Genomic DNA, 22068 nt, shown 5'->3' on the forward strand with positions numbered 1-22068 from the left:
ACACAGAGAAGGATGCTGCCCATGATCGCCAGAGCGCTGGCCTGCCTGCTGTTGAGCGCAACGTTGTGCCAGGCGGCACAGGCGCGTGATTACCGCTACAGTGACGCCCACCTGCACTATGTGGACTTCTTTCAAGAGACCGAGGGTATGGCTGCCCTGATCAAGGCCATGGATCAAGCGGGTGTCGAGCACTCGATGATTTCTGGCATTCCGGTGGCCAAGAAATGGCACGAGGATGAGCCCAAGCGGCCGCGCTATTACGCCGGTGACGATGCCGACGCCTACTGGTACAGCGCCACCGATACCTACGTGGCGGCGGCGCTGCAGAAGCTGCCGGCCGAGCAGCGCAAGCGCTTTCATCCTTTCCTGACCGGTTTCAATCCGGTAGACAAGAATGCGGTCAGCCATATCGAGCGCATGCTCGATCTCTACCCTGGCCTCTGGCAGGGCATAGGTGAAGTATTTACCCGGCACGACGACCTTACTGCGCTGACCAGCGGTGATACGCCGCGCGCCAACAACGAGGCCATGACCCGTATCTATCACCTGGCAGCCGAACGCGACATGCCGGTACTGCTGCATTCGAACATCACCTCCAAGCGTGAGCGCAACCCGCTTTACCTGGCCGAGATCGAGGAACCGCTGCGCAATCATCCGCATACCCGGTTCATCTGGGCGCACGCGGGCACGAGCATGGAGATTCATCGGCATCAGACGCAGATGGACTTTCTATTGCCGGTGCTGACGCGCCTGCTCAACGACTACCCGAACCTTTACATCGACTTGTCGTGGACTGTGCTCGAGCCCTACCTGCTGGATGACAAGGGTGTGCCGCGCAAGGAGTGGCTGGCGCTGGTCGAGCGCTTCGCGCAGCGGTTCATGCTTGGGTCTGACGTGGTGGGCAAGTTTGGCAGCGTGGGGGAGCAGATGCACAGCTTCAAGCCGTTTCTGGATGCCTTGCCGGAAGGGGTGGCGAAGCAGGTGGCGCGGGACAACTTCCTGGCGGTCTTGCCCAAGGCTCGCTGACGGTCTGCCCGAACGCTACGCGGCACAGGCAAACACAAAAGAAAACGCCCCGAACCAGTCGGGGCGTTTTCATTTACCGCATCAAGGCATTACTTGCCAGTCCAGCGCTTGAGCACCAGGGTGGCGTTGGTGCCGCCAAAGCCGAAGCTGTTGCTCATGACCGTATCGATCTTGGCGTTTTCTTCGGTTTTGCGCAGGATCGGCAGGTCAGCGACTTCCGGGTCCAGCTCGTCGATGTTGGCGGAGCCGGCGATGAAGTTGTTCTCCATCATCAGCAGGCAGTAGATCGCCTCGTGGACGCCGGCAGCACCCAGCGAGTGGCCCGACAGGCTCTTGGTCGAGCTGATCTTCGGTGCCTTGTCGCCGAACACGGCGCGAACACCTTTGATTTCGGCAACGTCGCCGACCGGAGTCGAGGTGCCGTGGGTGTTCAGGTAGTCGATCGGGGTGTCGACAGTGGCCAGTGCCTGCTGCATGCAGCGAATGGCACCTTCGCCGCTTGGGGCAACCATGTCGTAGCCGTCGGACGTCGCGCCGTAGCCGACGATTTCGGCGTAGATCTTGGCGCCACGGGCGAGGGCGTGTTCCAGTTCCTCGACCACGACCATGCCGCCACCGCCAGCGATGACGAAGCCATCACGGTCGGCGTCGTAAGCGCGCGAAGCCAGTTCCGGAGTATCGTTGCGCTTGGTCGACAAGGCGCCCATGGCATCGAACAGGAACGACTGGCTCCAGTGCTCTTCTTCACCGCCACCGGCGAAGACGATGTCCTGCTTGCCCCACTGGATCTGCTCCAGGGCGGTGCCGATGCAGTGTGCCGAGGTGGCACAGGCCGACGAGATCGAGTAGTTCAGGCCCTTGATCTTGAACGGGGTGGCCAGGCACGCCGAAACGGTGCTGCCCATGGTGCGGGTGACGCGGTAGGGGCCGACACGCTTGACGCCTTTCTCGCGCAGGGTGTCCAGCGCTTCCATCTGGTTCAGGGTCGAGGCGCCGCCGGAGCCAGCCACCAGGCCGGTACGCGGGTTGGAAACCTGCTCTTCGGTCAGGCCGGCGTCCTTGATCGCGTCCTGCATCGCCAGGTAGGCATACGCCGCAGCGTGGCCGACGAAGCGGTAGACCTTGCGGTCGATCAGTTCTTCGAGGTTGAGGTCGATGGAGCCGGAAACCTGGCTACGCAGCCCCTGTTCCTTGTATTCCGGGTTGTAACGGATACCCGGACGGCTGTTGCGCAGGTTTTCGGTGACGGTAGCTTTGTCATTGCCCAGGCACGATACGATGCCCAGACCAGTGATAACGACGCGGCGCATGCGAATAACCCTTAGAAATTGTCAGTGGAGGTGAACACGCCGACCCGCAGGGCTTCGGCAGTGTAGATCTCGCGGCCGTCAACGCTGACCGAGCCATCGGCGATGGCCATGTTCAGCTTGCCCTTCAGGACGCGCTTGATGTGAATGTTGTAGGTGACTTTCTTGGCAGTAGGCAATACCTGGCCAAAGAATTTCACTTCACCCGAGCCCAGGGCGCGGCCACGGCCAGGCAGGCCCTGCCAGCCCAGGAAGAAGCCAACCAACTGCCACATGGCGTCAAGGCCCAGGCAGCCCGGCATTACCGGGTCGCCTTCGAAGTGGCAGGCGAAGAACCACAGGTCCGGGGTGATATCCAGCTCGGCGACCAATTCACCTTTGCCGTACTTGCCGCCTTCTTCGCTGATATGGGTGATGCGATCGACCATCAGCATGTTCGGCGCGGGCAGTTGCGCATTACCTGGGCCGAACAGCTCACCGCGACTGCAGCGCAGCAGGTCTTCCCGAGTAAAGGCGTGTTGTTTGGTCATGCGAGCTCCTCAATAACCCCCTGTGGCAGGGGATGAATCTTCCCGGCCAACCCGGCATCAGTCCGGGCGGCAGCCTACAGGTAGACTATTGCGTTGTGGTGAAAGTCACAGCGCACCTGGCGAAAGAAGTACAGGTGTGCACTGAAACGTCTATTTTCAGGGCCGATGAAGGTCCTGTCCAGTCCTTAAGACTGCCGCACTTTAGCATTTATCGCCAGTCGCGGCTGTCCGGCCGGGTAACCAGCGTTGCAACACCTGCTGCAGGTCAGTGCGGCGCAACGGTTTGCTCAGGTAATCGTCCATGCCGGCGGCCATGCAACGTTCCCGGTCACCCTGCAGGGCGTTGGCGGTCAAGGCGATGATCGGCAACTGGCCGCCGTTGGGCAGCAGGCGTATGCGTCGGGTGGCTTCATAACCATCGACCTGCGGCAGGCGGCAGTCCATCAGGATGGCAGCAAAGTGCTGCTGGCTGACCTTTTCCACGGCCTGGATGCCGTCATGGGCCACGCTGACCTCCAGCCCCAAGCTGCGCAACATGGCTTCGATGACGCTCTGATTGACCGGGTTGTCCTCCACCAGCAGGATCCGTTCGCCTTTGGCGAGCGGTGTGTGAGCCGCCAGCGCGCCGGGCAATGTCGCAGGCGCAGGGCTCGCCAGGGCTAGCGGCATTTCCAGGGTGAAGGTCGAGCCCAGCCCTTCGTGGCTTTCGCCACGCAGCTTGCCGCCCATGCGTTCAGCAAGGGTGCGAGCGATGGACAGCCCCAGGCCAGTACCGCCATAGCGCCGGGAAATCGAGCTGTCGGCCTGCTGGAAGGCGACGAACATCATTTCCAGGCGTTCGCTGTCGATGCCGATGCCTGTGTCGCGCACGCTGCACGTGAACCACAGCGTCTGACGATCGAGCGCCTGCCAACGCGCTTCGACCTGCACCTGGCCGCGTTCAGTGAACTTCAGGGCATTGCCGACCAGGTTGAGGAGGATCTGGCGGATGCGCGTCGGGTCGCCCACCACCTGCAGCCGCTCGCTCTGGGCCGGTAATTGCAGTTGCAGATCCAGGCCCCGTTGTTGTGCGCTGTGCTGGAAGGACTGCACGCTGCTGGCGATCAGCTCGCCGAGATTGAAGTCGATATGCTCCAGTTGCAGCGTGGTGCGTTCGATCCGTGAGAAATCGAGAATGTCGTTGATCACCTTGAGCAAGTGCCCGGTGGATTCGCTGGCCACAGCCGTGTACTCGGCCTGCTCGCTGGTCAACTGGGTGGTTTCGAGCAGCTGCAGCATGCCCAGCACGCCATTCATGGGGGTGCGCAGCTCGTGGCTCATCATCGCGAGGAATTCCGACTTGGCGCCGTTGGCCTGCTCGGCCTCCTCGCGGGCCTGGATCAACTGGGCAATGGCCTGTTTCTGTTCTGCGCTGGCCTGTTCCAGTGCGCTGGCCAGGTTGTTGATGTGGCGTGCCAGGTGGCCCAGCTCGCTGTCGTCGACCACCGGCAGCGGGGTGTTGTAGTCACCTTGCTGGATGGCCTTTACCGCATGGCCCATGTCGCTGATCGGCTTTGCGAGGCTCATGGCCAGGCGCCGTGCGAGCAGGAAGGTGAACAACAGGGCGAACAGCGCCAGGATGCCAGCCTTGATAACGATCTCCTGTTGGCGCTGGCTGAAGGCGTCGTCCGACATGCCGACGATCACCCGCCCCAGATAATCGTCCCCGATCGCCGGCGACGGCGCTTTGCCCTGCTGCAGGAAGTCGTTGTCCAGGCGTATTTGCTGAAGCCGGATCGGCGCCTGGAACACCTCCACGCGTTGTGCCCGGTTAGCGCTCTCGTCTGACTGCTCGACGTACACCAGGATGTGGTTGCGGCTGTCCTGCACTTCCAGAAAGCGCACGTGGGGGATGCTCAGGGTGGCGCGCATCAGGCCTTCGAGCACTTCGTTGTTACCCGAGATCACACCGTACTCGGACGCTGGAGCCAACTGATTGGCGATCAGCTGACCGGTATGGTTGAGCTCCTGGCGCAAGTCCTGGATGCGCACGAAGGTGAAGAAGCTGATCAGCAGCAATGTCAGCAGCAGCGCAGGGCCCAGGCTTATGATCTGCGTACGGGTGTGGATATCCCAGCTCAGGCGTCTAGTCATGGGGTGGGTTCTCCTTCAGCCAAAACCTTGGCAGTGGCGTTCGGATCGATCGGTTCAAGGCCCAGGGCGCGAGCCACCTGCTGGTTGCCGCTGACCCCGAAACGTGCGGGGTAGAGGCTGCGCGGCCATTGCGCTGGCGGGCGGTCGAGCAGTTGGTCGAGCACCGCCAGCCAGTCCTCCTGGTCGCTGTAGGTACTGGCCAGGGCACCGGCGCGGACAAAGCCGGCGTTCGGGCCGATCAGCGCCATCTGCCGGCCGTAGGTGCTGAGCAGCAGGTTCTTGGCGGTCTTGGAGTTGTAAAGGTCGGGGTCTTCCAGGCCCAGTAGCACGTCGCTATTGCCCAACAGATCCAGCAGCGGCCGGCTGTCGCGCGGGTCCGGCCATTGCTGGGCGACGATTTCCAGCCCCAGTGGCCGGGCTGCCTGGCGTAGTTCATCAAGCAGAAAATGGCTGTGTTCTGCGTACAGCACGCCGATGCGTTGGGCCTGCGGCAACAGGTAGCGGGCCAGGCGCAACTGGCGGGCCAGGGGCGGGTCACTCCACAGCAGCGTCAGGTACGCCGGTCGCGACTTTCCCAGGCGCTGCTCGGCCTGCACGCGGCTGATGCGCATGGCCAGGGCCGCCGGCCCTTTGCTTTCGGCCAGGCGCCACTCCAGTGCGGCGCTGTCAAGCAGCACCAGGCGCAGGTCGGCCTTGAGCTTGCCTGGGCGCGGCAGTTCGGCGACGGTCTGAAACCGTACCTGATCTTGGTTGCGGCGGCTTTCGAGGGCCGCGACAAAGCTACGGATGCCGGGCTGTTCCTCGCCACCGACCAACAGGATTTCGCTGGCGGACAGCGAGCCTAATGGCCAAAGGCAGAACACCAGCAGGCGCAGCAGGCGGGCCATCAGAACTCCAGCTCCGCGCTGACGCTCAGGCGGTGACGGCTGTCATAGCGGTTCTGGAGGGTGGTGGTCGGCTCGTCGTCCAGGCGCTGCTGCCACAACGCAGCCAGCTCAAGGGTGCTGCCCTCGATCCGAAAGCGTTTGGCCAGACGCAGGTCGAGGCGCTCGTAGCGATACTGGTTAAGGGCATCGTCGCCGTAGTAGAACAGCGCACTGGACCAGCCATCACCCCATTCGCGCATCCAGCCCGCCGAGCCGCTGTTGCGGGCGGTGTTGGCGCTGTCGGCGGGGTTGCTGGCCCAGGCATCGACATAGGCATATGTGAAACGCAGGCGGTCGCGCCGGGTAGGGCGCCAGTCCAGCTGTGCCTCGCTGCCGCTGAATCGGGCCTTGTTGGCGTTACTGGCGATGTACTGGTTGTTCCTCAGGGGCTCGCTGATCATTCCGGTGATCTCGTCGTAGAACAGTTTCACATCCATGTTCAGGTCGATAGCAGTGAACTGGCCGTTGTAGCCCAGCTCGCGTGAACGCATGCGTTCCTGGTCGAGGTCGCCCGGGCCGCGGGTCTTGACGAAATACTCGCCGTTCTGCTGGCCGAACGCAGTAGGGGTCAGGTTCTTGACCGTGTAGCTCCAGTTGACGTTGTTTTCGAACATGTCCGGCGAGCGCACTGCCTCGGAGTACACCGCACGCAAGCCGTGGCGCGGGGTGATCAGGTAGTTGACTGCCATGCGCGGGGAAAGCGAGCTGCCGGACAGTTGCGAGTCTTCGAACATCGCGCCGCCCTGCAGGATCCAATGATCGTCCGCGCGCCACTCCAACTGGCCGAAGAGGCGCCAGGTCTGATCGTCCAGGCCGCCGTCGAAATACGTCTGTGAGTCGGCGCGGTCATAACGGTAGTTCATGCCGCTGAGCAGGCGCAGGTTGTCGGTCAGGCTCAGGGTATCCTGGATTTCCAGGTCGTAGCGGGTTTCACGGGTGCTCTGGTCGACATCGCCGCACACCACGTTGCTGCCGCCCTGGTTGTTCCACTGGTCCTTGATGGCATCGACCAGCGCCTGCTCTTCGGGGTTGCTGCTGTTGGGCGGGTTGTTGGCGCCGCGGGCGACCTGCTCGGCAAAATTCGGGTTGAGCTGCCACAGCCGGGTCAGTTCCGGGCTGAACGACAGCGCTGCGTCGCAGGCGCGCCAGACCTGCTGGCGGTCGAAGTGCTGGGCCGAGCCCTGCACGTACAGGCTGTGGTCAGGGTTGAAGTCGATGTTCCAGCGCACGGAGCCTGCGTAGTCCTTGGCGTTGACGTCGGCGTTGTTGCCGCTTTCGGTGACGAAGGGGAATACGGGCTGGTAGGTATAGGGCCGCTGGTTGCTGCCCTCTTTGGCTGCCAGTTGCCATTCCAGGGTCTGATTTGTCGCGAGGCTATGGCTGACGCTGAGGTTGAAGCGGTTCAGGCGGCGGCTGTCGCGGTAATCCTGGCCAAACTGGTTTTCATCGAAGCCGTCATCTTTCTGGCCCGACACCGACAGGCGCAGATCACCGCCGTCCCAGCCGAAGCCGTGGCTGAGGTAGTAGTCATCGATGCCATCCTGGCCGCGGGTCAGCTTCATGCGCGTGCCATGGCTGTCCGCCGGATTGCGGGTGAGAATGTTGACCACCGCCATCAGTGCATTGGCGCCGTAGCTGACGGTGTTGGGGCCGCGGAATACCTCGATGCGTTCGATGTCCTCCAGCGCCACCGGGATGTCGCTCCAGTCCACCGTGGCCAGGCCCGCACGGTACACCGAGCGGCCGTCGATCAGCACCTGCATGCGCCGGGCTTCGTTGACGTTGGTGCCGTGGTAATTGACGGTTGGCTGGTTGCCGGCGCCGTAGCCGATCATCATCCCCGGCACCAGGCGCAGCAGTTCGGGGATGTCGCGGGCGCCGCTGGCACGGATCAGTTCGCTGTCGAGCACGGTCATGCTGCCCGGCACGGCGGCCGGGGATTGTTTCAGCCGCGTGGCGGTCAGAACCTGTGGCAGGTCGGCGTTGTCGATGAACAGGTCGTCGGCCACGGCCGGGCTGCCGAGCAAGGCAGTCAGCAGCAACAGGCGAGGGTAGGGAGGCGTGCCATGGAACACGATACGGCCTTGTATCAGAGTTGAAACAGGCATGTTAACTGACCATGGGGGTTTTGCCAGCCACAGGCAGCAAGCTGCAAGCTACAAGAAAACCTTGTGGCCAATGAGGGCGCTGTGTCTTGCAGCTTGCAGCTTGCAGCTTGCCGTATAATGGCCCGGTCGCCACTTAACTTATGGCTTTAACGGATTGAATATGACTGAACAGCAACCTGTTGCAGTTCTGGGAGGCGGCAGCTTCGGCACCGCCGTGGCGAACCTGCTGGCGCAGAACGGCGTGCCGGTACGCCAATGGATGCGTGACCCTGAGCAGGCCGAGGCCATGCGCGTCAATCGCGAAAACCCGCGCTACCTCAAAGGCATCCGTCTGCATGACGGCGTCGAGCCGGTCAACGACCTGCTGGCCACGTTGCACTACAGCGACCTGATCTTCGTCGCGCTGCCCTCCAGCGCCTTGCGCAGCGTTTTGGCCCCGCATGCCGGGTTGCTGCGCGGCAAATGCCTGGTCAGCCTGACCAAAGGCATCGAAGCGCAGAGCTTCAAGCTGATGAGCCAGATCCTCGAAGAGATCGCGCCCGATGCGCGAATCGGTGTGTTGTCCGGGCCAAACCTGGCCCGCGAGATCGCTGAGCATGCGCTCACCGCTACCGTGGTCGCCAGTGAAGATGAAGACCTCTGCCAGCGCGTGCAGGCGGTATTGCACGGGAGTACCTTCCGGGTCTACGCCAGCAGCGACCGCTTCGGTGTCGAGCTGGGTGGGGCTCTGAAGAACGTCTATGCGATCATTGCTGGCATGGCCGTGGCGCTGGGCATGGGCGAAAACACCAAGAGCATGCTGATTACCCGTGCGCTGGCCGAAATGACTCGTTTCGCCGTGAGCCAGGGCGCCAACCCCATGACCTTCCTCGGCCTTGCCGGGGTCGGCGACCTGATCGTCACCTGTTCTTCGCCCAAGAGCCGCAACTACCAGGTCGGTCACGCCCTGGGCCAGGGCTTGACGCTGGAGCAGGCGGTCAGTCGCCTGGGCGAGGTGGCCGAAGGGGTCAATACCCTCAAGGTGCTCAAGGCCAAGGCTGAAGAGGTCCAGGTCTACATGCCGCTGGTAGCAGGGCTGCATGCCATCCTCTTCGAAGGCCGCACGCTGAACCAGGTGATCGAGCGCCTGATGCGCGCCGAGCCCAAGACCGACGTCGACTTCATTTCCATCAGCGGTTTCAACTGAGCCTTTAGCGGCTTTGAACAGAACAAGGAGCGACACATGAACGATACCCCTGAGCGCGCCCAGCGCGAGTCGATCATCCTGCGCGTGCTGTGGATGCTGGTGTTTCTGGTGGTGTGGCAACTGGCCGAGCTGCTGCTCGGCGGCCTGGTGCTGGTGCAGCTCATCTACCGTCTGATCTACGGCGCACCGAGCGCCAGCCTGATGAACTTCGGCGACAGCCTGAGCCAGTACCTGGCGCAGATCGGTCGCTTTGGCACCTTCCATACCGACAGCAAGCCGTGGCCTTTCGCAGACTGGCCCACACCGCGTGCGCCGGAAGGCGAAGCGCCGCATGCCGTTGCCCCTGCACCCCACCCGGTGCGCGATGAGGAGCCCAAACTGTGAAGCTGTGGGTATTGCGCCACGGTGAGGCAGAGCCCAGGGCCAACACCGACGCCGAGCGGCGCCTGACTGCCCACGGCCGCGAGCAGGTGCTGCACAGTGCTGCGCATCTGCTCGGCCAGCCGCTGCAGGCCATCATTGCCAGCCCCTACGTGCGTGCTCAACAAACGGCCGCCCTGGTGCATGACACCCTCGGTTTCGCCGAGCCGGTGCGCACCGTGCCCTGGCTGACGCCCGACAGCAATGTGCAGGAGGTGATCGCTGAACTCGAACGCCTGGGGCTTGAGCACGTATTGCTGGTCAGCCACCAGCCGTTGGTGGGTGCGCTGGTCGGCATGCTGGAGCATGGCCACGCGCAACAGCCTGCGCCTTTGAGCACCGCCAGCCTGGCGCAGCTTGAAGGCGACTGGCCGCTGGCGGGGCTGATGACCCTGCAGGCCCTGCAGCACGCCCCTTGATTGATCGGCAACGGGCGTTTGCGCCTGTTGCCGTGCCCCAGCCGATTACTCGCAGCCCGGCTTCGTCAGCGCCTGGTGACCTGATCGCCCTCGCCGATGACCTTTACGGACGTTGCCGAGCGCCCGCGGGATGCCGACAATGGGCCATCATCCTCGTACCGGACCAGGTGCCATGTCGCAGCAGATCTTCTTCGCCCATGCCAACGGCTTTCCGTCGGCCACCTACGGCAAGCTGTTCGCGGCCCTGGCGCCGGATTACCAGGTGCAGCATCTGCCCCAGCATGCCCATGACCCCCGTTTTCCGGTGAATGAGAACTGGCAGAGCCTGGTGGATGAGCTTTTACACCACCTGGCCAGGCAGGATCAGCCGGTGTGGGGTGTCGGCCACTCGCTGGGTGGTGTGCTGCACCTGCATGCAGCCCTGCGGTGTCCTGCTTACTACCGCGGTGTGGTCATGCTTGACTCACCGGTGCTGACCCGCGCCGATCAGTGGTTGCTGCGCACCGCCAAGCGCTTTGGCTTCATTGACCGCATCACCCCTGCAGGCCGCACGCTGGGCCGGCGCGAGGCGTTCAGCGACCGCGCCAGCGCACGGGACTATTTCGCCAGCAAAAAGCTGTTCCGGCATTTCGACCCCGACTGCCTGGAAGCCTACCTCGAGCATGGCCTGCAAGACATGGAGCAGGGGGTACGCCTGCGCTTCGATCCGGCTACCGAAATCAGCATCTACCGCAGCATCCCTCACGCAAGCCCGGCCCCTGCGCGGCAGCTTCAGGTGCCACTGGCGATGGTGCGGGGTGAGCGCAGCAACGTGATTCGTCGCCACCACACGCTGGCTGTGCGCGGCATGCCCAAGGGCGAGTACCACAGCGTACCCGGTGGGCACATGTTCCCCCTGGAGCGGCCGACGGACACTGCCAGCCTGATCAAAGGCCTGTTCGACCGCTGGGGCCAGGCATGAGTGCCCACGTGGAGGAAGTCCGCCTCAGCCTGGGTCATATCGAGCTGGCTGCTCACCTGTTCGGCCCCGAAGACGGCCTGCCGGTGATCGCCCTGCATGGCTGGCTGGACAATGCCAACAGTTTTGCCCGCCTCGCACCGCAATTGAAAGGCCTGCGCATCCTCGCCCTGGACCTTGCCGGGCATGGCTACTCGCAGCACCGCCCGCCAGGCGCCGGCTATGCGCTGGCCGACTACGCCCATGATGTACTGCGGGTTGCCGAACAACTGGGCTGGCAACGGTTTGCCCTGTTGGGGCATTCGCTGGGGGCGATCATTTCTGTGCAGCTGGCCGCCGCCCTGCCAGAGCGGGTCAGCCATCTGGCGCTGATCGACGGCGTCATCCCGCCGACCGGCGCCGAAGCGGATGCCGGCGAGCGCCTGGGGTTGGCGCTGCAAGCCCAGTTGCGCCTGGATGGCAAACGCAAGTCGGTCTACAAGACCCTGGAGGAGGGCGTGCAGGCGCGCATGAAGGGCATGGTCGCGGTCAGCCGGGACGCTGCCGAGTTGCTCGCCCAGCGCGGCCTGATGCCGGTGCCTGGCGGTTACAGTTGGCGCAGTGACAGCCGCCTGACGTTGCCATCGCCGGTGCGCTTGAGCCATGCCCAGGCCATGGCCTACGTGCGCCGGGTGAACTGCCCGGCGTGCCTGGTGGTGGCGGCCGACGGCATGCTGGCGCGCCACGCTGAGCTGCTGCAACAGCTACCCTTTGAACAGAAGGTGCTGCCCGGTGGCCATCATCTGCACCTGAACGATGAACACGGCGCGGCCCTTGTCGCAGACTGTATCAATCGCTTCTTTGGCTTTGCTTGACTTGAGCCGGACAAGTGTCGAGGCTTGGCGGGTTGAACAGGGAGACAACCATGCAACTGCCAGACATCCTGGAGCTTCATTACGGCGCTCGCCGCCGCGCGGGTCGCCGATGAGCGTGCCCGTCATGATTCGTACTGCCGGCGCCTGCCTGGCGCTCGTAAGCCCGCTGCTGTGGGCCGGCGCCCTGCCCGTGCCCGTGGATGCCAAAGTGGTCGAACAACGCCCGGCAGTCGAGCAGGAGCGGGTCTACCCAATGGGCCCGCTACGCAAGATCAGCGGCCGTCTGCGCGTGGATGACAAGGTCGAGAGCCGAGGGCAGGTAAGTTCCATCACTTACGAACTGCCGGCCGAGCGTACGGCTCGTGAAGCCTTCACCAGTGCCCGCGAAGCGTTGCAGCGCGATGGCGGTTACCCATTGTTCTGGTGTCAGGGCCGCGATTGTGGCGAAGCCAGCCTGTGGGGCAATGAGGTATTCGGCAGCGCGCGGCTCAATGGCGGTGACGAGCAGCAGGCGTTCATCCTCCTGCGCCGCTCCGCCAAAGAGGCAGACACCCTGGTAGCGCTTTACAGCGTTACCCGCGGCAACCGCCGCGCCTACCTACACGTGGAAGAGTTCGTCGCCAGCAGCCCGCTGGGTGAACTGATGCCTACGCCGGCTACGGTGCTGCGCGAAATGCGCGACACGGGCAAGCTCGACTACCCCGACCTGGCTGTGCCGCAACCTTCCTGGGTGACCTTGTTGGGTCGCAGCCTGAACCTGGACAGCACGTTGCGTGCAAGCCTCAGCGGTCCCCAGGCTGAGGTCTGGCGCGAGCAGCTGGTCAGGGCCGGTGTACGCAGCAACCGGCTCGAAGTCGGCAATGCCCCCACCGATGGCCTGCACCTGGAACTGATCCGTTGAATGAGCGCCACCATGGCCAACAATGATCGCCTGCTGATCCAGATTATCCTGCTGACCTTGCTCGGCGCTGCGTTGTGGGTGATGGCACCTTTCATTTCCGCGTTGTTGTGGGGGGCTATCCTGGCGTTTGCCAGCTGGCCGCTGATGCGCCTGCTGACACGCGCACTGGGTGGGCGTGAAACACTGGCGGCAGGCCTGCTGACCTCGGCCTGGATACTCATCGTGGCCTTGCCGTTGGTGTGGTTGGGCTTCAACCTCGCCGACCATGTTCGGGACGCCACCGCCTTCGTGCGCGACGTGCAGGTCGATGGCTTGCCTGATGCCCCCGCGTGGCTGGGCGGCATTCCCCTGGTCGGTGAACGCCTGGTCAGCGGCTGGCAGTCTCTCGACCAGCAGGGCGCCGCGCTGATCGCGTCGGTCAAGCCTCACCTGGGCCAGGTCGGCAACTGGTTGCTGGCACGCAGTGCGCAGATCGGCAGTGGTGTGCTGGAGCTGACGCTGAGCCTGGTCTTCGTGTTCTTCTTCTATCGTGACGGCCCGCGCCTGGCGGCGTTCGTCCTGCGTTTGCTGAACCGCCTTGTAGGTGAGCGCGCCGAGTATTACCTGGAGCTGGTGGCGGGCACCGTGCAACGGGTGGTCAACGGGGTGATCGGTACTGCGGCGGCACAGGCACTGCTGGCCTTGATCGGCTTCCTGATCGCCGGTGTGCCGGGGGCCATCGTGCTGGGCCTGGTCACCTTCATGCTCAGCCTGATCCCCATGGGGCCGCCACTGGCGTGGATACCCGCAACTGCCTGGCTGGTATGGCAGGGTGAGTACGGCATGGCGGTGTTCCTGGGTATCTGGGGCACCTTCGTCATCAGTGGCGTGGACAACGTGCTCAAGCCTTACCTGATCAGCAGGGGCGGCAACCTGCCGCTGGTGATCGTGCTGCTCGGGGTGTTTGGCGGTTTGATTGCCTTTGGCTTCATTGGCCTGTTCATCGGGCCAACCCTGCTGGCGGTAGGGTATAGCCTGCTGCTGGACTGGAGCCGCAACGCCGGGCAGCCAACGCCACAACGTTAACCTTGCGTCGGCCCGGGCGGGCTTGCCCTGCGCATGGGCCGGTGCAGGTAACACGACAAATCTGATCTTTACGCATTCTTTATTTCCAGCCCCACCCCTCGATCTCGCCCCTTTACGCCCCTCCCTTGGACAATTCCCCCAAAGCGGCCCAAGCCGTAACCAGGGGAGATCCACACATGAACATGCTCGACGGGCTGTCACTGCTACTGGCAGTGGCGTTGGCGGTTTACCTGCTGATGGCGCTGCTGCGCGCCGATCGCAGCTAGGGAGCGGCCATGCACAGTTATGACTTCGCGTTGCTGCTGGCGTTTTTCGCCATCGTGCTGCTGCCGGCACCCTGGCTCGGGCGCTTCTACTTCAACGTCATGGAGGGCCAGCGGACTTGGCTGACGCCGCTACTTGGGCCGGTGGAGCGGGGCTGCTATCGGCTGGCCGGCGTGCGCGCCGATCAGGAACAGAACTGGAAGCAGTACGCCCTGGCGCTGCTGGCGTTCAACCTGGCCGGTTTCGTGCTGCTCTTCAGCGTACTTTTACTGCAAGGCTACCTGCCGCTCAACCCGCAGCACCTGCCCGGCCAGGAATGGTCGCTGGCTTTCAACACTGCGGTGAGTTTTGTCACCAACACCAACTGGCAGGCTTACAGCGGTGAAGCCTCGGTCAGTTACCTGAGCCAGATGCTCGGCCTGACCGTGCAGAACTTCGTAAGCGCCGCTACCGGGCTGGCCGTGCTGGTCGCCTTGTGCCGCGGCATCTCCCGGCGCTCGACCAGCAGTATTGGCAACTTCTGGGTCGACATGACCCGTGCCACCCTTTACGGCCTGCTGCCGTTGTGCCTGGTGCTCGCGCTGCTGCTGGTCTGGCAGGGTGTGCCGCAGACCTTCGCCGACTACGCCCACGCGGTGACCCTGCAAGGTGCTGACCAGACGATACCGCTCGGCCCTGCCGCCAGCCAGATCGCCATCAAGCAATTGGGGACCAACGGCGGCGGCTTCTTCGGCGTCAACTCGTCACACCCGTTTGAGAACCCAACGGCCTGGAGCAACCTGTTCGAGGTGGCTTCGATCATCCTGATCCCGGCCGCCCTGGTCTTCACCTTCGGCCATTACGTCAAGGACCTGCGCCAAAGCCGCGCGATTCTGGCCTGCATGCTGGGCCTGTTCCTGATTGGCGGCGCGACCGCGCTGTGGTCGGAGCACCAGCCCAACCCGGCGCTGGACAGCGCGCAGGTTCAGCAGAGCGCACCCCTGGAGGGCAAGGAAAGCCGCTTCGGCACGACCGGCTCGGTGTTGTGGACGGTGACCACCACCGCAGCGTCCAACGGGTCGGTCAACGCCATGCACGACAGCCTCAACCCGCTTACCGGCATGGTCGCCATGGTCAACATGATGGTCGGCGAGGTGATCTTCGGCGGCGTTGGCGCGGGGCTCTACGGCATGTTGCTGTTCGTGCTGATCGCGGTGTTCCTGGCAGGCTTGATGATCGGCCGCACCCCGGAATACCTTGGCAAGAAACTGCAGGCCCGGGAAGTGCAACTGTTGGTGGCAACCTTGCTGGTGATGCCGGTCGGCGTGCTGGTGCTTGGTGCCATCGCCGCCAGCCTGCCGGGCCCTGCCGGCGCGGTCAGCAACCCAGGTGCACATGGTTTCAGCCAGTTGCTGTACGCCTACACCTCGGGCGCCGCGAACAACGGCTCGGCGTTCGCCGGGTTCGGTGCCAACACCGTGTTCCACAACGTGATGATCGGCCTGGCCATGCTCATCGGCCGCTTTGGCTACATCCTGCCGATCCTGGCCTTGGCTGGCAGCCTGGCCGCGAAGAAAAGCGCGCCGCAAGGGCTGAACAGCTTCCCTACCCACGGCCCGCTGTTCACCGGCCTGCTGCTGGTGACCATCCTGCTGGTGGGCGGCCTGACCTTCCTGCCGGCCCTGGCCCTTGGGCCAATCGCTGAACACCTGAGCCTGGGTTTCTGAGGAACCGACCATGAACATGCCCATTCCTGAAGTGAACGCCCGGCACAGCGCCAAGGACCAGACCCGCTTCACTGCGCTGTGGCGCCCGGCGCTGGTGCAAGCATTCGTCAAGCTTGACCCGCGTCAGCTCAAGCGCTCGCCGGTCATGCTGGTGGTCGCGCTGACCGCCGTCCTGACCACCGTGCTGTGCTTTGCCCCCGGCAGTGACGTGAGCACCGGCGTTGCCGTGCAGATCGCGGTGTGGCTGTGGTTCACCGTGCTGTTCGCCAACTTTGCCGAAGCCCTGGCAGAAGGCCGCGGCAAGGCCCGCGCCGACAGCCTCAAGGCCGGCAGCCAAGGGCTGACCGCAGAGCGCCGCATGCGCGACGGCACGTTCGAGACCGTTGCCGCTGCACAGTTGCGCAAGGACGACGTAGTCCGTGTCGTGGCCGGTGAGATGATCCCGGGTGATGGCGAGGTGCTCGAGGGCATCGCCGCGGTCAACGAAGCGGCCATCACCGGTGAGTCTGCGCCGGTGATTCGCGAATCCGGCGGTGACCGCTCGGCCGTCACTGGCAATACCCGGTTGGTTTCCGACTGGTTGCTCATTCGCATCACCAGCAACCCTGGCGAGTCGACCCTGGACCGCATGATCGCCCTGGTCGAAGGCGCCAAGCGACAGAAGACGCCCAACGAAATCGCGCTGGACATTCTGCTGATCGGCCTGACGTTGATCTTCCTGATCGTAGTGGTCACGCTGCAGCCATTCGCCCACTTCGCCGGCGGCAGTCTGCCACTGATTTTCCTGGCTGCACTGCTGGTGACGCTGATCCCGACCACCATTGGTGGCCTGCTCTCGGCCATCGGCATCGCTGGCATGGATCGCTTGGTGCGCCTTAACGTGATCGCCCGCTCGGGCCGTGCCGTGGAGGCGGCCGGTGACGTGCACACGCTGATGCTCGACAAGACCGGCACCATCACCTTTGGCAACCGCCGTTGCAGCGCCCTGCATGCAGCCACCGGGGTGACCGCCAAGGAGCTGGGCGAGGGCGCCTTGATCGCGTCGCTGGCCGATGACACGGCCGAAGGCAAGTCGATCGTCGAGTACCTGCGCCAGTTGCATGACTTCGTCGAGCCGGGCGTGGGGCAGTTCGACGCCATTGCCTTCAGTGCCGAGACACGCCTGTCGGGCATCGATTTCCAGCAGCATCGCTACCGCAAGGGCGCCGTTGATGCCGTCCTCGCCTTCGTCGGCATGCAGCGCCTGGAAATGCCGCTGGCGCTGGCCCGCGAAGTTGAACGCATCGCCCAGAGTGGTGGTACGCCGCTGCTGGTGTGCGTGGACAAGCGCCTGCTCGGTGTGATCCACCTCAAGGACGTGGTCAAGCCTGGCATCCGCGAACGCTTCGCCGAGCTGCGCAAGCTGGGTATCCGCACGGTGATGGTGACCGGCGACAACCCGCTGACGGCCGCGGCCATCGCCGCCGAGGCCGGCGTGGATGACGTGCTGGCCGAAGCTACGCCGGAGAAGAAGCTGGCGCGCATCCGCCAGGAGCAGAACGACGGCCGCCTGGTGGCCATGTGCGGCGACGGTGCCAACGACGCCCCGGCCCTGGCCCAGGCTGACGTGGGCATGGCCATGAACGACGGCACCCAGGCCGCGCGCGAAGCCGCCAACATGGTAGATCTGGACAGCGACCCGACCAAGCTGCTGGACGTGGTCCAGGTCGGTAAAGAGCTGCTGGTGACCCGTGGCGCGCTGACCACGTTTTCCATCGCCAACGACGTGGCCAAGTACTTTGCCATCCTGCCGGCGTTGTTCGCCGCCATTTATCCGCAACTGGGCGTGCTCAACCTGATGCAGCTGGCCAGCCCGCAGAGTGCGATCCTCTCGGCCATCGTGTTCAACGCGCTGATCATCATCGTACTGATCCCCCTGGCGCTGCGTGGCGTGCGCGTGCAGGCGGCCAGTGCTGCCCATCTGCTGCGGCGCAACCTGCTGATCTACGGCCTTGGCGGCATCATCGTGCCATTTGCCGGGATCAAGCTGATCGACCTGTTGCTCAACGCTTTGCACCTGGTCTGAGGAGGCCACCATGAACACATATGTACGCCCGGCGCTGAGCCTGATCCTGTTGTTGGCGGTGGTCACCGGCGCGCTGTATCCGCTGGCGGTGACCGGTGTTGCCCAAGTGGTTTTTCCGGAACAGGCCAATGGCAGCCTGGTCCGCGATGAGCAGGGCCAGGTGCGCGGCTCGGCACTGATCGCCCAGGATTTTCAGGGGGATGGCTGGTTTCATTCGCGGCCTTCGGCGGGGGCTTATGCCACCGTGGCCAGCAGTGCCAGCAACCTGTCGCCAAGCAACCCGGCGCTGGCTGAACGGGTAGCGGGCGATGCCGCGAAGCTGTATCAGGCAGGGCAGGGGCCGGTGCCCCAAGCCTTGCTGACCACCTCGGGCAGCGGCCTGGACCCGCATTTGCCACCGCAGGCCGTGGCCTACCAGATTCCGCGGGTGGCGGCGGCGCGCCAGATACCGGTAGAGCGCTTGCAAGCCCTGCTGGAAGGGGCCACCCTCCACCCATTGATCGGGCCGCCTGTGGTCAACGTTCTGGCTCTTAACCAGGCCTTGAGCAAATTGGCGCGATGAAGCAGGCCCGGACAATGCCGATCGTGGCACCACTGAAGGATGAAGCATGAGTGACGCAGCCCGCGCAGACGCGTTGTTGGCCAACCTGCCGCGCGAAGGCCGTGGCAGGCTCAAGGTATTTCTCGGTGCAGCCCCTGGCGTAGGCAAGACCTACGCCATGCTCCAGGCCGCCCACGCCCAACAGCGCCAGGGCGTGCAGGTACTGGCAGGCGTAGTCGAAACCCACGGTCGTGCCGAAACCGAATCACTCCTCTCAGGCCTCGCCCAGCATCCTCTGCTACGCAGCGAATACCGGGGTGTCACCCTGGAGGAAATGGACCTTGACGGCCTGCTGAAAGCCGCCCCCGGCTTGGCCCTGGTCGATGAACTGGCCCACAGCAACGCCCCGGGCAGCCGCCACGCCAAACGCTGGCAAGACGTTCAGGAACTGCTGGCCGCCGGGATCGATGTGTACACCACGGTCAACGTCCAGCACCTGGAAAGCCTCAACGACAAGGTGCGCGACATCACTGGCGTGCACGTGCGTGAAACGCTGCCGGACTGGGTGCTGCAGGAGTCTTTCGAGCTGGTGCTGATCGACCTGCCGCCACGCGAGCTGCTCGAACGTCTGCGTGAGGGCAAAGTCTACGTGCCCGAGCAGGCTCGGGCTGCGATCGATGCCTATTTTTCCCAGACCAACCTCACCGCGCTGCGTGAGCTGGCCATGCAGGCCGCCGCCGCGCAGGTCGATGCCGACCTGGCCCACGGCTACCGTCAGCGTGGGCAAGAGGCGCCGGCCCTGCGCGGGCGTCTGCTGGTGGGTGTCGATGGTGACGATCAGGCCGAACGCCTGGTGCGCCATGCCAGCCGGGTTGCGCAGCGTCGGCATTTGCCCTGGAGCCTGGTGCATGTGGACAACGGGCGGCTGCGCGACGAAACCGCACGGCAGCGTTTGCAGGCGGCTCAACAACTGGCTGAGCGCCTGGGCGGGGAAGTGGTGCTGCTGCGCGCAGGCGAGGTGGCACGCACGCTGATCCAGCATGCCGGCGAGCGCCGAGCCAGCCTGGTGCTGGTAGGTCAGTCGCGGGACCGCCTGCGTCGTCGACTGTTCGGCGCAGGCGTGGCTGCGCGGTTGCTGCGCGAAAGCCACGGGCTTGAGATCAACGTGCTTGACCGCGATGCCCAGCCGGCACCGACAAGTTCGGCCGCGCGGCGGGTGTGGGTATGGCGCCACTATCTGTTGGCACTGGCCGCGACCGTGCTGGCGACGGGGTTGTCCTGGGTGGTGTCGAGCGTGTTGGCGCTGCCCAATATTTCGCTGGTGTTCCTTGCCGCCGTACTTCTGGTTGCGGTGCGCAGCAGCCTGGGCCCGGCCTTGGCCTGTGCTGCCTTGTCATTCCTGACCTACGACTTCCTGTTCATCCCGCCGAATTTTTCCTTCAGCATCCAGCGCGAAGAAGACGTGCTGACGCTGGTGTTCTTCCTGTTCATGGCTGCGCTTACCGGCAACCTCGCTGCGCGTCAGCGCCGGCAGTTGCAGGCCCTTCGCGAAACCCAGGCGCAGACCAACCAGCTGCTTGACCTGTCGCGACGGCTTACGGTCGCCACCGACCGGCAAGCCGTATTCAACGCCGCCGGCCAGCACCTCAATGGCTGGCAGGACGTGCACGTGTGCCTGCTCGAACGCAATCCCGAAGGGCAGTTGCACGTGGCCAGCGGCCAGGCCCAGGCCCTGAGCGACAACGAACGCGCCGCCGCCGAATGGGCCTGGCAACATGGGCAGGCCGCCGGCCATGGCAGCGACACCCTGCCTGATGGCCGATGGTGGTGGTGGCCGTTGACCGTCGACGATCATCCCTTGGCCATGCTCGGTGTCCGCCCCCAGTCCGGCGAACCTCTCAGTGCCCAGCGGCGCCGGCTGCTCATGGCGCTTGGTCAACCGCTGGCCCAGGCCCTCGCCCGGGCTCGCCTGGCCGAACAACTGGAAGCCGCCCGTCTGCACGGCGAGACCGAGCAGTTGCGCAGCGCGTTGCTGGCCTCTGTCTCCCACGACTTGCGTACTCCGCTGACCGCCATGCGTGGCAGTATCGACAGCCTGCTGGCGCTGGGCAAAGCCATCCCCACCGAAGACCGCCGCGAACTGTTGGAGGGTACCCGCAACGAAGCCGAACGCCTTGACCGCTATATCCAGAACCTGCTCGACATGACCCGTCTGGGCCACGGCGGCCTCAAGCTGGCCCGCGACTGGGTCGCTCCGGCCGATATCGTCGGCAGTGCCCTGAACCGCCTACGCGTGGTGCTCGCGCCCCTGCGGGTGCACACCGAGGTGCCCGCCGAGTTGCCGTTGCTGTTCGTGCACGCCGCGCTGATCGAGCAGGCGCTGATCAACGTGCTGGAAAACGCAGCGCGCTTTTCGCCCGCCCAGGGCCGCCTCGAACTGCAGGTGTCGGTGCACGACGAGCAATTGCGGTTCGCGGTCAGCGACCAAGGGCCTGGCATCCCCGTGCCTGAACGCGAGAAAATCTTCGACATGTTCTACACCGCGGCCCGCGGCGACCGAGGCGGGCAGGGCACCGGCCTGGGCCTGGCGATCTGCCAGGGCATGATCGGCGCCCATGGTGGGCAGATCCTGGTCAGCGAAGGCATCGATGGCCATGGCACCTGCATCACTTTATGCTTGCCGCTGCCCCCACAACCCGAAGCCGAAAGCGAAACCCCATGAGCCAGTCCGCCACCCTCCTGGTCATCGACGATGAACCGCAGATCCGCAAGTTCCTGCGCATCAGCTTGGCCTCTCAGGGCTACAAGGTGATCGAGGCGGCCACCGGTAGCGAAGGGCTGGCTCTGGCTGCCTTGGCCAAGCCTGACCTGGTGGTGCTTGACCTCGGTTTGCCTGACATGGACGGGCAGCAAGTGCTGCGCGAGTTGCGCGAGTGGAGTGCAGTGCCGGTAATGGTGTTGTCGGTGCGCGCCAGTGAAGTGCAGAAGGTCGATGCGCTGGATAGCGGGGCCAATGACTATGTGACCAAGCCGTTCGGCATCCAGGAGTTTCTGGCCAGGGTGCGCGCGCTGTTGCGCCAGGTGCCCCAAGCGGGTGGGAGCGAGGTGACCGCGAGTTTCGGGCCTTTGACCGTGGACTTCGCGTTTCGCAAGGTGACGCTTGAGGGCGCTGAGGTGGCGCTGACCCGCAAGGAATATGCGTTGCTGGCGCAACTTGCCGGGCACCCGGGGCGGGTGATTACCCAGCAGCAGTTGCTCAAGGATATCTGGGGCCCGACGCACGTGGAGAACACCCATTATCTGCGGATTGTAGTGGGGCATTTGCGGCAGAAGCTGGGGGATGATCCAACCGCACCGCGGTTCATCATTACCGAGGCCGGGGTGGGGTACAGGCTGGTTGCGCCTTCCTGCTAGGGCCATTGCCGGTCAAGCTGCACCTTTGTTGTTGCACACCATGAGACGCCCTCCCTTGCGCCCTCTCCTCTGAATGGTCGCAGCCATCAGCCAACTGAGCGTTCTCGCTCAGCAACATCGCCCCCATTTACGCTTCCGTGTCAGGCGTTGCCTTAGGGCAACGCCGTTCTTTTCTTTGTACGCCAATTTTATTTTGTACAGGTATGCAGCCGGGAATTTGCCGTATTCACGGCGAATAAGTCTTT

19 protein-coding genes are annotated in these 22068 nt (G+C 64.2%); 14 read left to right on the plus strand and 5 right to left on the minus strand.

Annotation, left to right across the window (positions count from 1 at the left end):
- Positions 1 to 21 precede the first annotated feature (21 nt).
- Positions 22 to 1026 (plus strand): amidohydrolase family protein, encoded by a 1005-nt coding sequence (locus IWW33_RS19770; protein ID WP_174142477.1) that lies wholly within the window; start codon positions 22 to 24, stop codon positions 1024 to 1026.
- Between the two features lie 89 nt (positions 1027 to 1115).
- Here IWW33_RS19770 and fabB read toward each other — a convergent pair whose 3' ends face one another.
- The 5 genes from fabB to IWW33_RS19795 form a co-directional block, all read right to left on the minus strand.
- Positions 1116 to 2336: a beta-ketoacyl-ACP synthase I gene (gene fabB / locus IWW33_RS19775; protein WP_012315335.1), complete on the minus strand. Its 1221-nt coding sequence runs from the start codon at positions 2334 to 2336 to the stop codon at positions 1116 to 1118.
- Between the two features lie 11 nt (positions 2337 to 2347).
- Positions 2348 to 2863 (minus strand): 3-hydroxyacyl-[acyl-carrier-protein] dehydratase FabA, encoded by a 516-nt coding sequence (gene fabA, locus IWW33_RS19780; protein WP_012315334.1) that lies wholly within the window; start codon positions 2861 to 2863, stop codon positions 2348 to 2350.
- Between the two features lie 201 nt (positions 2864 to 3064).
- Positions 3065 to 4996 (minus strand): ATP-binding protein, encoded by a 1932-nt coding sequence (locus IWW33_RS19785; RefSeq protein ID WP_046785241.1) that lies wholly within the window; start codon positions 4994 to 4996, stop codon positions 3065 to 3067.
- The gene (locus IWW33_RS19790; RefSeq protein ID WP_115274287.1) at positions 4993 to 5883 is read right to left on the minus strand and encodes an ABC transporter substrate-binding protein; all 891 of its coding nucleotides are present in this window, start codon (positions 5881 to 5883) and stop codon (positions 4993 to 4995) included. Before IWW33_RS19790 ends, IWW33_RS19785 begins: the two co-directional genes overlap by 4 nt.
- Entirely contained in the window at positions 5883 to 8030 is a 2148-nt protein-coding gene (locus IWW33_RS19795) for a TonB-dependent receptor (protein WP_174142478.1), read from the minus strand. The genes IWW33_RS19790 and IWW33_RS19795 overlap by 1 nt, the downstream gene beginning before the upstream one ends.
- Positions 8031 to 8190: 160 nt before the next feature.
- Between IWW33_RS19795 and IWW33_RS19800 the strand changes: the two genes are divergently transcribed.
- The 13 genes from IWW33_RS19800 to IWW33_RS19860 all read left to right on the plus strand — a co-directional run bounded on the left by IWW33_RS19800 (position 8191) and on the right by IWW33_RS19860 (position 21823).
- The gene (locus IWW33_RS19800; protein ID WP_115274288.1) at positions 8191 to 9216 is read left to right on the plus strand and encodes an NAD(P)H-dependent glycerol-3-phosphate dehydrogenase; all 1026 of its coding nucleotides are present in this window, start codon (positions 8191 to 8193) and stop codon (positions 9214 to 9216) included.
- 36 nt (positions 9217 to 9252) lie between these two features.
- The gene (locus IWW33_RS19805; RefSeq protein WP_046785237.1) at positions 9253 to 9600 is read left to right on the plus strand and encodes a DUF4389 domain-containing protein; all 348 of its coding nucleotides are present in this window, start codon (positions 9253 to 9255) and stop codon (positions 9598 to 9600) included.
- Positions 9597 to 10055: a phosphohistidine phosphatase SixA gene (gene sixA, locus IWW33_RS19810; protein WP_046785236.1), complete on the plus strand. Its 459-nt coding sequence runs from the start codon at positions 9597 to 9599 to the stop codon at positions 10053 to 10055. Before IWW33_RS19805 ends, sixA begins: the two co-directional genes overlap by 4 nt.
- A gap of 172 nt (positions 10056 to 10227) precedes the next feature.
- Positions 10228 to 11016: an alpha/beta hydrolase gene (locus tag IWW33_RS19815; protein ID WP_115274289.1), complete on the plus strand. Its 789-nt coding sequence runs from the start codon at positions 10228 to 10230 to the stop codon at positions 11014 to 11016.
- On the plus strand, positions 11013 to 11867 hold the full coding sequence (locus tag IWW33_RS19820; RefSeq protein WP_115274290.1) for an alpha/beta hydrolase: 855 nt from the start codon (positions 11013 to 11015) through the stop codon (positions 11865 to 11867). Before IWW33_RS19815 ends, IWW33_RS19820 begins: the two co-directional genes overlap by 4 nt.
- Before the next feature lie 109 nt (positions 11868 to 11976).
- Entirely contained in the window at positions 11977 to 12768 is a 792-nt protein-coding gene (locus tag IWW33_RS19825) for a DUF4892 domain-containing protein (RefSeq protein ID WP_119687479.1), read from the plus strand.
- Between the two features lie 12 nt (positions 12769 to 12780).
- On the plus strand, positions 12781 to 13833 hold the full coding sequence (locus IWW33_RS19830; protein WP_042112064.1) for an AI-2E family transporter: 1053 nt from the start codon (positions 12781 to 12783) through the stop codon (positions 13831 to 13833).
- 176 nt (positions 13834 to 14009) lie between these two features.
- Positions 14010 to 14099: a K(+)-transporting ATPase subunit F gene (gene kdpF, locus IWW33_RS19835; protein WP_039602773.1), complete on the plus strand. Its 90-nt coding sequence runs from the start codon at positions 14010 to 14012 to the stop codon at positions 14097 to 14099.
- A 9-nt stretch (positions 14100 to 14108) separates the two neighbouring features.
- Complete coding sequence (kdpA, locus tag IWW33_RS19840; RefSeq protein ID WP_125924919.1) at positions 14109 to 15803, plus strand: potassium-transporting ATPase subunit KdpA; 1695 nt, start codon at positions 14109 to 14111, stop codon at positions 15801 to 15803.
- A 16-nt stretch (positions 15804 to 15819) separates the two neighbouring features.
- Positions 15820 to 17868: a potassium-transporting ATPase subunit KdpB gene (gene kdpB, locus IWW33_RS19845; protein ID WP_231386472.1), complete on the plus strand. Its 2049-nt coding sequence runs from the start codon at positions 15820 to 15822 to the stop codon at positions 17866 to 17868.
- 10 nt (positions 17869 to 17878) lie between these two features.
- Positions 17879 to 18430, plus strand: coding sequence for a potassium-transporting ATPase subunit KdpC (gene kdpC / locus IWW33_RS19850; RefSeq protein WP_125924917.1), 552 nt, complete (start codon positions 17879 to 17881; stop codon positions 18428 to 18430).
- A 46-nt stretch (positions 18431 to 18476) separates the two neighbouring features.
- On the plus strand, positions 18477 to 21131 hold the full coding sequence (locus tag IWW33_RS19855) for a sensor histidine kinase KdpD (RefSeq protein ID WP_174142526.1): 2655 nt from the start codon (positions 18477 to 18479) through the stop codon (positions 21129 to 21131).
- A complete protein-coding gene (locus IWW33_RS19860; protein WP_119687475.1) occupies positions 21128 to 21823 on the plus strand; it encodes a response regulator in 696 nt (231 codons plus the stop codon). Before IWW33_RS19855 ends, IWW33_RS19860 begins: the two co-directional genes overlap by 4 nt.
- Positions 21824 to 22068: the final 245 nt, after the last annotated feature.

Source organism: Pseudomonas sp. M2 (assembly GCF_015751845.1).
Taxonomy (GTDB): Bacteria; Pseudomonadota; Gammaproteobacteria; order Pseudomonadales; family Pseudomonadaceae; genus Aquipseudomonas; species Aquipseudomonas putida_E.